Origin of the sequence: Paenibacillus sp. DMB20 (assembly GCF_000987955.1) — a bacterium.
Taxonomy (GTDB): Bacteria; Bacillota; Bacilli; order Paenibacillales; family Paenibacillaceae; genus Paenibacillus_AQ.
In genome coordinates, this window is the sequence record NZ_LAZU01000032.1 from 135,077 (window position 1) to 147,366 (window position 12,290).

12 protein-coding genes and 1 pseudogene are annotated in these 12,290 nt (G+C 50.1%); 8 read left to right on the top strand and 5 right to left on the bottom strand.

Going from position 1 to position 12,290, the window contains the following annotated elements; all coding sequences use genetic code 11:
• Positions 1–223: 223 nt before the first annotated feature.
• The 3 genes and pseudogenes from XI25_RS34815 to XI25_RS16470 form a co-directional block, all read left to right on the top strand.
• Positions 224–271, top strand: a pseudogene (locus tag XI25_RS34815) (hypothetical protein); the annotation flags it as partial.
• Positions 272–382: 111 nt separating this feature from the next.
• Positions 383–775, top strand: coding sequence for a hypothetical protein (locus XI25_RS16465; RefSeq protein ID WP_235439929.1), 393 nt, complete (start codon positions 383–385; stop codon positions 773–775).
• A gap of 111 nt (positions 776–886) precedes the next feature.
• The gene (locus XI25_RS16470) at positions 887–1,441 is read left to right on the top strand and encodes an HXXEE domain-containing protein (RefSeq protein WP_052759634.1); all 555 of its coding nucleotides are present in this window, start codon (positions 887–889) and stop codon (positions 1,439–1,441) included.
• A 172-nt stretch (positions 1,442–1,613) separates the two neighbouring features.
• Here the strand turns inward: XI25_RS16470 and XI25_RS16475 are convergent, their stop codons facing one another.
• From XI25_RS16475 to XI25_RS16485, 3 genes are all read right to left on the bottom strand, one after another.
• Complete coding sequence (locus tag XI25_RS16475) at positions 1,614–2,072, bottom strand: hypothetical protein (protein WP_327204792.1); 459 nt, start codon at positions 2,070–2,072, stop codon at positions 1,614–1,616.
• A 229-nt stretch (positions 2,073–2,301) separates the two neighbouring features.
• The gene (locus XI25_RS16480) at positions 2,302–3,537 is read right to left on the bottom strand and encodes a PQQ-binding-like beta-propeller repeat protein (protein WP_235439930.1); all 1,236 of its coding nucleotides are present in this window, start codon (positions 3,535–3,537) and stop codon (positions 2,302–2,304) included.
• Between the two features lie 170 nt (positions 3,538–3,707).
• Positions 3,708–4,223 (bottom strand): hypothetical protein, encoded by a 516-nt coding sequence (locus tag XI25_RS16485; RefSeq protein WP_046679520.1) that lies wholly within the window; start codon positions 4,221–4,223, stop codon positions 3,708–3,710.
• 484 nt (positions 4,224–4,707) lie between these two features.
• On the opposite strand from XI25_RS16485, the gene XI25_RS16490 reads away from it, so the two are divergent.
• The 3 genes from XI25_RS16490 to XI25_RS16500 all read left to right on the top strand — a co-directional run bounded on the left by XI25_RS16490 (position 4,708) and on the right by XI25_RS16500 (position 8,673).
• Positions 4,708–5,349 (top strand): class D sortase, encoded by a 642-nt coding sequence (locus XI25_RS16490; RefSeq protein WP_046679521.1) that lies wholly within the window; start codon positions 4,708–4,710, stop codon positions 5,347–5,349.
• Between the two features lie 395 nt (positions 5,350–5,744).
• Entirely contained in the window at positions 5,745–7,583 is a 1,839-nt protein-coding gene (locus XI25_RS31390; protein WP_160308926.1) for an Ig-like domain-containing protein, read from the top strand.
• Positions 7,531–8,673 (top strand): Ig-like domain-containing protein, encoded by a 1,143-nt coding sequence (locus tag XI25_RS16500; protein ID WP_046679522.1) that lies wholly within the window; start codon positions 7,531–7,533, stop codon positions 8,671–8,673. Before XI25_RS31390 ends, XI25_RS16500 begins: the two co-directional genes overlap by 53 nt.
• Positions 8,674–8,748: 75 nt before the next feature.
• Here the strand turns inward: XI25_RS16500 and XI25_RS16505 are convergent, their stop codons facing one another.
• Complete coding sequence (locus XI25_RS16505; RefSeq protein WP_327204803.1) at positions 8,749–10,182, bottom strand: HelD family protein; 1,434 nt, start codon at positions 10,180–10,182, stop codon at positions 8,749–8,751.
• Entirely contained in the window at positions 10,076–10,807 is a 732-nt protein-coding gene (locus XI25_RS36325) for a hypothetical protein (RefSeq protein WP_327204793.1), read from the bottom strand. The genes XI25_RS16505 and XI25_RS36325 overlap by 107 nt, the downstream gene beginning before the upstream one ends.
• Before the next feature lie 325 nt (positions 10,808–11,132).
• Here XI25_RS36325 and XI25_RS16510 point away from each other — a divergent pair, with 325 nt between their 5' ends.
• A complete protein-coding gene (locus tag XI25_RS16510) occupies positions 11,133–11,813 on the top strand; it encodes a G1 family glutamic endopeptidase (RefSeq protein WP_046678883.1) in 681 nt (226 codons plus the stop codon).
• 130 nt (positions 11,814–11,943) lie between these two features.
• Positions 11,944–12,288 (top strand): hypothetical protein, encoded by a 345-nt coding sequence (locus XI25_RS16515; RefSeq protein WP_046678882.1) that lies wholly within the window; start codon positions 11,944–11,946, stop codon positions 12,286–12,288.
• Positions 12,289–12,290: the final 2 nt, after the last annotated feature.

Consider the following 12,290-nt stretch of genomic DNA (forward strand, 5'->3'; position numbering starts at 1 on the left):
CGCTCCTTTTTTTTCGTCCTCCCGGGTCAAGCTTTTGGAACGCCCCCTCTTTTTAGTGCGTAATGAAAGGAATTTCCCCGAAGCAGCCATTGACAGTAAAATATTCCCTGATTATAATTTGAGTAATCACTCAAATGAAAAGGACGAATAGCCTTGGCCCGAAAAGACAACAAAACTTCCAAAAAAAGAACGCATACTTGAAGCGGCACTGAAACTTTTTTCGCTGAAAGGCTTTCATGCCACGACGACCAAAGAAATAGCCGCCGAGTCCGGCGTAGCGGAAGGGCTCATTTTTTACTACTTCGGGGATAAGCGGACGCTCCTTCTGCATCTCATTCAAAACTTCTCCTTCGCCGTTGCGATTCAAAACGATATCGAACACTTGACGTTGCAATCTTTGGAAGAAAGACTTGTTCGGTATGGCCTAAAATATCACCGGTTTCTGAAACAAAATGCCGATTACATCAAACTCGTCTGGTCCCCGGAAATGATTCAGGATGAGGCCGTCTCCACGGAAGTGTTTCAATTCATCGGAAAAATCGGCTCCCTCGGCAGCACCTTGCTGAAACGAGATGCGGGCAATACGAATACGGAGCCGCTTGACGAAAGCATATCCCAAGTCGCCGTGATGACGCTCACCTCCTCCATCCTCGTCTACTTTATGATCCATTCGCGGTTTGGGGAACATGCTTTGGGGCTGGATGAAGAATCCTATATTCGCCAGCTTGTCCGGCTGCTGCTGCATGGATTAAATGGAGTTTCCTTGGAAAATTAAATTAGATTAAGGCTGGACGCAGCCCGTTGGAAAGACCTTTGACTGCGCCAGCTTTTTTTTCACCTCTATTTTGAGTGATTGCTCAATTGTTATTTCGAAGGAGTGATACGTTTGCCATCCTTTTTACAAGAGGGCGTCCCCCTTGAAGCCCTGATCTGGCTGCTGCCCATCGCATTTTTTATCCATGACGGCGAAGAAATAGCCACGGTGGAGAGGTGGGTTCGAAAGCATAAGGACCATCCTCGCATCGCCTCCGTGCGTCCCCTGCTGAACCTGAACAAAAACATGACCGTCCAGTTCGCGGTTGCCGTTCTCCTGCTGGGCTCCATCATTAGCTGCGTCACCTATTTTGCCGCCGGCAACTACCGGGTCAACGGGACGATGAACACGCTGTACTGCGGACTTCTTGCCGTATTTTTGCTGGATGGCATCAAGCATGTCGGCTTGTACTTTATGCTCAAAACGTATACTCCCGGCGTCATAACCGCCGCATTCGTGGAGATCCCCTTTGCAGGTTATGCGTTATACCGTTTTTTCGATCACGGAATGATCCATGGCAGTACCATCGCGATCGGATTAGTGATTGCCCTTCCCCTTACCCTGTTGGCAGTGTGGGCCAGTCTGACGTTGGGAAGAATGCTTGCGCCCTCCCGGGGGGAACGATAAAAAACGGATTTGTCGTCCTTCTTATGGACGATAATGCTTCTGCGAGAATTTCAGCCAAGTATAGAAGAAAACTTATATTTACAAAAAAAACGGCATCGTCCTTTGTATAAGACGATGCCGTTTTCGGCAGGAAATTTATCCATTCGGGATTATCTTGATTGACACGATTACATTACTTCGATGATCCCATCGAAAGAACGGCCAGCTTTTTCTCCTTATCCACCGTAATTTTGACCTCGATCCCCAATTTATCCTTGAACAGCCGGGTGATGTTCAGATAAGGATCGATAACCGCGCCGCCCCTGTTCCGAGTCATGCCTGCGGTTATGATCGATTTGACGTAGTCCTTGTCCGCTTTCTTTTCCGGATTATAGCGGTAAACCGGTTCCTTCAACTCATTATAAAAAACATACATTTCCTCATAGTCGTTGGCATTCGCGTATTCCTTCTCGCTGTTCACGAACTCGAATTCTTGCATTTCATACCGGACGGTACCTGCCAAAAAAGGATTGTCCGTTGAAGGATCGATTTCATACCGGCCGTATGCCAGTTGAAAAAGTTCCTGGAGTCCGCCGCGCTCGATCCGGTAGTAAAAATTTTTTGTCTTCCCCCTTCTTGTCCACAGCCGCAAAACTCCCCATGAGAGGCAAAGCATCATATAATTTGCCGTTTGACTCGATCGCGAGTTTGTATTTAGTGAGCACTACTTCTTTTTGGAAAACGCCGTATGAACGGGCAATAAAAAAAAGCCGGGATTAGAAGCATAATGATTATAATGGCTGCAATCAACTTGAAAACCGGGTTTCTCTTCATGTTTACTCTCCTCTGTCATCGCTTGAAGCACTCTATCCGGTTACCCGTTACCACCGAAGAGGCTCGTCCTCGCTCTTCCAAACGATAATACGCTCCCGCTCGCGGATCGTGCCTGTTCCTATGCTGTATTCATCCATCGCCCCCGACCGGAGGTCGAGCAAATGGAGCATTCCGCCGTAAGTCCCGACGGCTAGCAAGCCCTCATCGTCGGATACGGCCATCCCGGATATCGTGCTGCCCACGAAATGGCGCCATAGCTCCGTTCCTTCGCCATCCATCATCCACAGATAACCATAGGCATCCCCCAGCACCACGCCGCCCGTGAGGGCCGCCGCAGCATAAACCCTCGCTCCGTCCTGCCCAAGCGGCCATTCTTCCCGATCGGCTGATCCATCAGCCAACACTTCGTCGATCATAGCTCTGATCGTGGATCCGTTATAAAAATGGCAGGAATTAAACCATGCCTGCCGCCCGTCCCGGGTAAACAGGCTGAAATGCGGATAACTTGATTCCGGATAAACGCTGTAGACCTCACCGGAGTTCCGGTCAAACAGCAGATGATTGCTGGATTGGCTGCCATAAGCCAGCCACCGCTCGTCGGGCGATACGCTTCCGTGCGCCATATCAATGGAGCTATCGTCCATTTCGTATTCCTCAAGGTCACTGACGTTTGGATGAAACAGTTCCGCCCGATCCTTGCCGATCAGGTAAATGCCCATGCTGCTAACCAGCATCAAACCGCTCCCATCGGAAAAAGGGATAACTTCCTCCACGCACTTCTCCGGCTGCTCGCAATCCGCGAGGGTGTTCAGGTTCGGCATTTGTTCCTTCAGCTTCCGCTTGATCTCGGTCCATGGAAAGACGGCGAGCACCTCGCCCTGCAGCTGTCCGTCCGGATTACGGACCAACCGGATGTCTGCCTGCCCGACCAATGCATAAACGGAGCCTGCGGCGGAGCGTCCAATTAACGTCAACTCCGGGATTTTGACAATCCCCTGCCGTCCTGCAATATAAACGATACCCTCTTCCCAGGCGGTTCCCGCCCGGAAAATGAGCGAATCTCCAATAAATGAAATGGACTTGATCGCCTGAGTATCCTCCCTGAAGCTTTCAACCAACGGCCATGTCGCTGCCGGAAGCTCTTGCCGAAGCCTGTTCACCTCTCCCGCCCGGTTGGCTGCCCGGATCATGTTCCACGCTTCTGGCGCCAGTTCGCGACGGGAATCATCCTCCGGTTCCTTCAGTTCTTTTTTTCCAGCCGCATTCCATACCGGTCCGGACATAATCGTTGATCTCCCGGGCATATCGTCTTCCTTCCGAACGCCAAGCCGAAGCTGTTTCTCTGTTTAACCAATCCATATTTGCTCCTCCTGCAACTTATGTCTATATACTCCTGCAGCTGTGAATGCCAAGCGATTGATTGATCCGCATCTGTCGACCGAAAGGCGAAGCATCAAACGATCCTTCGAACGGAGCGTGATAACTTCTCCCCTGTCATATAACAACCTTCGAGCCGAAGCCAGCAATTCGCCTCATCATAACCAGCCGCCAAACCGTCAACCCGGTAACCGGGATAACGAAACTCCGGCTTCGATACGGAGGCGATTTCCTCAAAAGCCGCGATGGCGTAAACGTCCTTCTCGATCCGGATGATCACCCCTTGCGGGTAAAACATCGCAATTTCCCCCGTTACGCGAACTCCCGGGACGTACTTTGCTTTGATGGACTCCCATCTCTCCCTATACGACTCCATGGCGGAGAACCATATCCGGTCAAATTCTTCTTTCGTAATTTCCGTGTCCCCTTCGAATAGTTCCACTTCCGTTTCGCATAACTGAAAATCGGGAAAAGCGGATACCACACATCTTTCGTCCGCAACGGTAATTTGACGATGGGCCGCACGGTTTTGATCCACCTCAAAGTAGTATAATTCATTGTCTTCAAGGCCTTTCGCCTTGATGTAAATCATCCGTAACCCTCCTTTGGCGGCAAAGAGATCTCTTATAAAAGTATAGTAAAGGTAGGTTACGGAACACAACAGGTCTGATGGTATACAAAAAAAACGGGCTTAATGCCCGTTTTAGGAGGCTGTTTCATGCTCTTTTATGAAAATTTCACGAAAAATACCACAAACCGCATTAATTCAGTTTCATATTCCTTCATTTTTGAATATACAAATTTTTAGTTCCTTATGTCTAACTTTGGCATTTTCGGATTGGAATAAAGGTCGTATGTTTTTAGTTCCTTTTGTTTATTTTGCATGAGCTCCAGAGGAATTCCGCGGACGGTGTTGAATTTTGCAAATCGTTGGCACAAAAAGCAAAGCTTGATCGACGCAAGAAAAGCACACACGTTTCACTCCGGGGAATGTGTTTGCTCTCTTCTAATCCCTGTCGGATGTCAACCTCTTATGATATGCTAGTTTCAAACCGGAGTGAGATGGAGGAGATTAGATGCGAAGAAAACTGGGCATTTTCCTGACCATAGCAGGGGCAGCCGTTTTGATTTTCGCCATTATGCAGTATGCCGAGCATCAGATGAACATAAAAAAAGCTTTGGCAGAAGCAGACGCTTTGATTCGCCAATCTGATAGAGAGGGCACCGCCGACAAAGTATCTGCCTCTCAACGAGGGAAGGCCTCCTCCCTTTCCGACCGTCTTGCCGACCGAAAAGCATTTAAACCGAAGCCGAACGATATCATCGGTATGCTGCAAATCCCGAAACTGAAGGCTGAACTTCCGATTATTGAGGGTACGGACGAAGAAATGCTCAAAAAAGGAGTCGGTCATTACAGTACCACGGCGTTTCCTATGGACAACGAGCAGATTCTGCTGTCCGGGCACCGGGAAACCGTTTTTCGCAATTTCGACAAGCTGGCTTTAGGGGATCGTTTTGTCGTCAAGCTGCCGTACGGTACCTTCGAATACGAAATCAAGAGCACGGATATCGTGGATAAAAACGACACGTCGGTCATTCGCTCCATGGGAACCGAGGCGCTGGTCGTTTCGACCTGCTATCCCTTCAGATATGTAGGAGACGCTCCTGAACGTTATATCCTATACGCATATCCGGTAGAGGACAATAAAAACTTCTAAGACGAGAAAGGCAGCCCGCTTGAATAAGGCGGGCTGCCTTTCGTCTTTCTCCCCTCCCTCTTCTCCCCCGTTCCTTGCCATGAGTAGATACGGTACTTGGGAATGCAAATAGACTATGAATTTATTGAAGCGCCGGCTCGATATAATTCAAATTTTAAATTTTTAGTTCCTTATATCTACCTTGTGTTATATGAAGTTTAGAATAAAGGTCATATGTTTTTAGTTCCTTTTCATTATTTTGAATGGGCTTCAAAGGAAATCTGCAAACCATGTTGAATTTTGCAAAACATTGGCAAATAAAGGAGGGGTGGTTGAAGCGATACGAGGCCGAGCAACAGCAAGAGATTTTTCGGACCCGAAACAGGGTACGCATTTTGGCAAACGGGAGGACGGAAATGAAAAAGTGGTCCATGAAACGAGCTGCTATCGCAGCAGCAACAGCTTTAGTCGCAACTAACCTATTGCCCCTCACTTCTTCATTCAATATGGGCAGTACGCAGACCGTGTATGCAGAATCGAGCTCAAATCCGCCCGCGCAACGGGTAGTGCTGATTAACGGCAGCTTTGAGGAGCCGCCCTATTCAAGCAGCAACTCCAATCTAACCAAACACACTGGATGGTTTGATGCTCCCCAAAGCGTTGTCCCCGGCTGGAAAACAACGGACTCATCAGGATTATTCGAAATCATGAATAAAACCTTGGGAGATGAAATTACACCCGGCAGTCCATACAGTAATTTAAAGGTCCCTCCGGCTCACGGGCAGCAATTTGCCGAGCTGAACAGCCGACAAGCCGCACAATTATATCAAGACGTCGACACCACGCCGGGTCAAACGATTTATTGGCGCCTTGCACACAGGGGACGGTTAGGTCCGGACACGATGGCTTTAAAGATCGGTTCAGCAAACACCGCACCTGCCAGCCTTCCAACCGTTAAACAGATGACGAGCAGCACGGATGGATGGAAATATTATTCGGGAAGTTATGTCGTTCCGGCGGGTCAAACCAAAACCAGATTCGGTTTTGAGGCCGTTTCCAGTTATGGCGGCGGAGCATCCAGCGGCAATTTCCTGGATGACATCTTTCTTGGAACCGCGCCGAGCGGGATTGCAACCAAGTCCGTATCCCCGATGAATGGTGCCCAAGAAGGAGATACGCTGACGTATACGGTTAATTTTAAAAATGAAGGCGGCGACGTTGCAGGTAACACGGTTTTCAAGGACAGCATTCCGGCCGGAACCGAATACATACCGGGGTCTCTCGAAATCATCTCCGGACCGAACAGCGGGAAATTGACCGATCTCAAAGGAGATGACCAAGGGGAGTATCTTGCCCCTGACCGCCAGGTTATCGTTCGTTTAGGAAACGGAGCCAACGCAACAGTAGCCGGCAGAATACCGAATACCGGCATCCTGCCTGAAGGAACGACGGTTCAATTCAAAGTAAAGGTTCTTCCGAATTATGCGAAAAACTCAATAACCAACCAAGCGACTGTACAGTACGATAATTTGCTGACAGGCGAAAAGGAAGTTCGCGAATCCAACGGCACCGACGTCGACGTAAACCGTCCGCCGATTTCGCCGGACTTTGAAGAATCAACGTGGAAGGATACATCCGTAACCGGAAGCGTGTATGGCGTGGACTCTAACGGAGATCCGCTGATCTTCACGAAAGGCACCGATCCTGGACACGGTAAAGTTATCGTCAACCCGGACGGAACTTGGGAGTATACCCCAGAGCCAGGCTTTACCGGGGAGGATAGCTTCACGGTTACGGTCAGTGACGGCAAAGGCGGCACCTCCACCTCCACGGTGAAGGTGAACGTAATTGATCCGCCCAACGAACCTCCGGTAAGCGACAATTATAACGTAACGACGCAGAAGGACACGTCCGTAACCGGCAGCGTCTATGGCACGGATCCGGATGGAGACACGCTAACCTACGTCAGCGAAAGCAATCCGGAGCACGGCAAGGTGATCGTGAATCCGAACGGAACCTGGGAGTATATCCCGAATCCCGGCTATGTCGGCCCGGATATCTTTACGGTTACGGTAAGCGACGGTAAAGGCGGCATTACCACTTCGACCATCAAGGTCAACGTGACGGACAAGCCGAACCAGCCGCCAGTATCGCGCGACGACAGCGCATCGACATCGAAAAACACGTCGGTGACCGGGCAGCGTGTACGGCACCGATCCGGACGGCGATCCGTTGACGTTCACCAAAGGCACTGATCCGAAGCACGGCAAGGTGACCGTGAACCCGGACGGAACGTGGACCTATACCCCGGATCCCGATTATGTCGGCACGGACAGTTTTACGGTCACGATCAGCGATGGACGCGGCGGTGTCACCACATCGACCGTGACGGTCAACGTGACAGGTTCCGGAACGAACCCGAATCCGGGAACCGATCCTGGCACGAACCCGGGAACCGATCCCGGAACCAATCCCGGAACGGGCACGGATCCGGTAAAACCGAACCAAACACCGACCGTCCCTTCCTACGCGACAGAAACGCCGCAAAACACGCCGGTGACCGGAAAAGTTAGCGGCACGGACTCGGATGGCGATTCGCTGACGTACAGCAAAGGAAGCGATCCGAAGCACGGTACCGTGACGGTAAACCCTGACGGAACCTGGACGTATGTCCCGAATCGCGATTTTACCGGTACGGACAGCTTTACGGTAACCGTCAGCGACGGACGAGGAGGCACCACGACCTCGATCGTGACGGTGAACGTGACGGGAACCGGTACCGGCACGACTCCGGGCACAACCAACCCGGGAACCGGTACCGAACCGGGAACGGACACGGATCAAGGATCACCGAACAAACCGCCGTTCTCCAGCGATCTAAGCGTGAAGACGCCGAAAAATACGCCGGTGACCGGAAACCTCAAAGGAACGGACCCGGACGGCGATCCGCTGACGTATGCCAAAGCCAGCGATCCGAAGCACGGCAAAGTGACGGTCAAACCGAACGGCAAATGGACGTATGTACCGGAACGCGGCTATGTAGGCAAGGACAGCTTTACGGTAACCGTCAACGACGGCCGCGGCGGCGAGGTCACCATTACCGTAACGGTTGACGTCAAGGGTTCCGGCAAAGGTACGGCAGGATCCGGCAAACCGCCGGCAAACACCGAAAACCCGACTCCTCCGGCCAAGAACGGAGACGGAACGCCAGTAATAAAGACACCGGAGCAGCAGAACCTGAACCAATTGCCCGATACCTCCGCAAACTTCTATAACCTGGGGCTTGCCGGATTCATCGCCCTGTTCGCCGGCTGGTTCCTTATGAGAAGAAAAAGCAAAGCTTAATTGACGCAAGTAAAGCAAACACGTTCCCTCAGGGGATGTGTTTGCTTTTTTCTCTCTCGTTATGACGTAAAAAACTCATTTCCGTAAAAAGGCTGCTCTCTCGCCCGTCCAGGTCAAATAGAGTGAATGCATCGCCCTTGTGCATGCGATATACAACAGGCTTTTATCCAGATCGGTAGAATAGTTGTCGGCATTCGCAAACGGAATAATCACCCGGTCAAACTCCAGTCCCTTGGCCATATGGGAGAAAGTAACCGTAATGCCCTCGTGAAATTGCTCACTGTGGAAATCCAGCAAACAAACGGGAGCTTGCACATCTTGAATCGCTTGATAGACCGTTTCCGCCTGTTTTCGCGTTTTGCACACGATGCCTAGCGAGTGATGATCCGATTGGAAAAATTCGAGGCAAAGCTCCCGGATTTGATTCCATTCCTCCTGCACATCGGTGCATTCAATCAGCTGTGGCTGCTCTCCGTGTCTTTCCACGGGTACCAGTCTGCTGCCGGGGTTCAACGCTTTGGCAAAATTCATAATTTCCAAGGTTGAACGATAGCTCTTTAACAGCTCGATCGTTTCCGCTTCCGGGAACATCCGTTTTATTTCCTGAAGCGAAGTGGAGGAATAAGGGTTGACCGATTGGCTGCTATCGCCCAAAATCGTTTTTTTGCAAGGAAACCATTTGGATATCACCGCATATTGGATAGGCGTGTAATCCTGCATCTCATCGATCAGCAGATGCTTGACGGATTCGTAGACCGATGGCCCGAGATAAAACATTTTAAGATATATCAACGGATATACATCGGCGTATTCGAGCGTGTTTTTGCGGTGGAGTTTAAACAGGCGGGGCTTTCCGATATGGGTATAAAAATCTTTATATAATCCCATTACATTTTGGAACTTGAACATTTTTCGGATAACGGCCTTGATCGTTCTGGACGAAGCCGGAGTCAGCCGCTCGCCATCATCCGTTCTAAAGCTCCCGATGAGGCTTAAGGCCGCTTTCTCCAACCGTTGTTTGACGGGCAGCCTGATCGAAGCCCGATAAGCGCGGAGCACGTCATCCTTTGGAATGCAAATCCCGTCAACGCGGATATCTTCCGGCACGAAATAATGCCCGTCCACATGTTTCATGTAAGAATCCATCGCTTCGACAAAATCAACCCCGGCTTTGAAGCGGATCCGCTCGATGTTATCCGGGTCTTCTACCTCCGCAAGCTCCCTTACCTGCTCATGAAACGTCTGGAAGCCGCATATCCCGGCCAGTTCTTTGGCACCCAGTTCCTCGGCGTTTACCTCCATGATCTTCTCTTCCCCCAGCTCCGGAAGAACGTTCGAAATATAGTCGGAGAACACCTTATTGGGCGACAGGATCAATACATTTCTGGATTTCAGGGTGTCCTTATGCCGATACAACAGGTAAGCGACTCTGTGCAGGGCCACGGATGTCTTCCCGGAACCGGCTCCCCCCTGGATAATAAGCTCGTTCGAAGTCTCGTTCCGTATAATGGCATTTTGTTCTTTTTGAATGGTAGCCACGATATTTTTTCATCTTCTCATCGGACGTGCTGCTGAGTTCTTTCTGCAGCACGTCGTCATGTATATTCATCGAGCTTTCAATCATGTAATCCATTAAACCGTCCCTGATTTTATACTGTCTCTTCGTCCGGATATCTCCCTCCACTCGGCCCATGGGAGCATCATAATATGCAGGTCCGGCATTAAAATCATAGAACAGGCTGGCAACGGGGGAACGCCAATCATAAATCAGCAGGTTCCTGCTACCGTCTTCCGAAAAAGAATGAACCCCAATATAAAATGTCTCTGCGCGATCATGATCCTTGCCATGAAAATCGACTCTGCCGAAGTAGGCCGATTCGATTAACTTTCGGATCTTCCGATGCCGGGCTGCAGCCTGCTCGCCGCTGTCGATGGACATCGAGATATCCATCCGGTTGGCCGCTCTTTCGGCGGGATCAAGCTCCGCCAAATTGACCCAAAGGTATTTTTTCGCGTCGATGATCTCCCGGTACGAGGAGGTCAGCTTCTCCTCAAGTTCTTTAGAGGCTTGATGAAGTTTCTTCATCACCTCTTCAAGGTATTTCCGTTCGGCCGCTTCGATTGCGTTTATCATCTTAATTCCCTCACTCTCCCATAAGAATAGGTTTAAGTATAGGGAAAAACCAAAAAAAAATATAGACTTATTCTTTCGGCTGTAGTATTATATTTTTATCGTGGGTCCAAAAAACCCGATACGAATTTTGGAAAAATAATAGACAAAACCAGGCCTTTCGTTTCGCGAAGGACCTGGTTTTTTTGCGTTTACCGGTCAGTCCTAATAAGATAAATCTTTCAATGCTGTGCGAATAGATTGATATATTTCTATCGGAATACCCAAGCACCGTCTTTTTATGCCGCATTAAATATATTATCCCTTTCCAAAAAAGGCGGTGAAAAAAATGACAGTCTATCAATCTATGATTCTTCAACAGCCTTGTTTGTTCAAAAAGTCCGGCAAAAAGCAGCGCCACAGATCGGCCTCCAGCAACTGGAGCGGATACGCCATTCCCGGCAGAAAAGGAGCCTATCATCGGATATCGGGCGAATGGACTGTTCCCTATGTCCGCCCTGCTTCCTATTCGGCTTACTCTTCCATCTGGATTGGAATCGACGGCTATCAGAACGACTGCCTCATTCAAACGGGAACCGGCCACGATTTCAGGGACGGCTCGCCTTACTATTATGCCTGGTGGGAAATACTTCCCGCCGTGGCGACCATCCTCCCTCACTCTGTTCATCCGGGTGATCGGATGAGCGCTGTCATTGTCAAACGCACCCGCTGCAAATGGTTGATCTGCCTTAAAAACCTGACCCGGAATTGGTGTTTTCAAACCGTTCAGCGTTACAACGGTCCCCAGTCTTCCGTGGAATGGATCGTGGAAGCTCCGGAAGTCGGAGGAGCCACTACCCGGTTAACCCGCTTGACCCCCGTGCATTTTTCCCGCTGCCGCGTTAACTGCAAAAACCCCAAGCTGACTCGAGATCAGGGAATCATTATGGTTCAGGACAACCGGGTGGTTTCCGTTCCGTTACAGCCTGGTCCAGCAGGAGATTCTTTTACCGTAAAGAGCAAAAAATAATTTCATTCCGCATTTTTCGCTTTGACATAAGTAAGATAGGGAGCTCCCTTTTAGGGCATCGCTTACAGGATATGTTATAATCATGGTTAATGTTTACAGCTTCGTACCCGACCGGGGAGGTGAATCTGAAATGGAAACCATGGAAATGATAGCGTCAGCCGCACTCCTTCTATCCCTGCTCTTATGGACGAAAATCTTCGGTCTCCAGCGGAGAATCCGGGATCTGGAATCCGATCTGGAATGGATGCGTCAACGGCCCGAAAGCTCCCCTACCTATACATCCGGTAAACCGCCTGCCGTTGATCCATCGCCCGATCCGCCCGTGGACCGTCTGGACGCCGAACTTGAAGAGCGGCTTCGCATGCTGCTTGCATCGGGCCAGAAGGTCAAGGCCATTAAGGAACTCAGGGTAGCCAGGAACATCACCCTGCTGGAAGCGAAGAATTATGTGGAGGACATGGAGCGAAACCATTAACT

Excerpts from the sequence above, each read along its gene's own strand:
- XI25_RS16480 (WP_235439930.1), bottom strand. The coding sequence starts at position 3,537 with ATGTCCGGACCGGTATGGAATGCGGCTGGAAAAAAAGAACTGAAGGAA.
- XI25_RS16485 (WP_046679520.1), bottom strand. The coding sequence starts at position 4,223 with ATGATTTACATCAAGGCGAAAGGCCTTGAAGACAATGAATTATACTAC.
- XI25_RS16490 (WP_046679521.1), top strand. The coding sequence starts at position 4,708 with ATGCGAAGAAAACTGGGCATTTTCCTGACCATAGCAGGGGCAGCCGTT.
- XI25_RS31390 (WP_160308926.1), top strand. The coding sequence starts at position 5,745 with ATGAAAAAGTGGTCCATGAAACGAGCTGCTATCGCAGCAGCAACAGCT.
- XI25_RS36325 (WP_327204793.1), bottom strand. The coding sequence starts at position 10,807 with ATGATAAACGCAATCGAAGCGGCCGAACGGAAATACCTTGAAGAGGTG.
- XI25_RS16510 (WP_046678883.1), top strand. The coding sequence starts at position 11,133 with ATGACAGTCTATCAATCTATGATTCTTCAACAGCCTTGTTTGTTCAAA.
- XI25_RS16515 (WP_046678882.1), top strand. The coding sequence starts at position 11,944 with ATGGAAACCATGGAAATGATAGCGTCAGCCGCACTCCTTCTATCCCTG.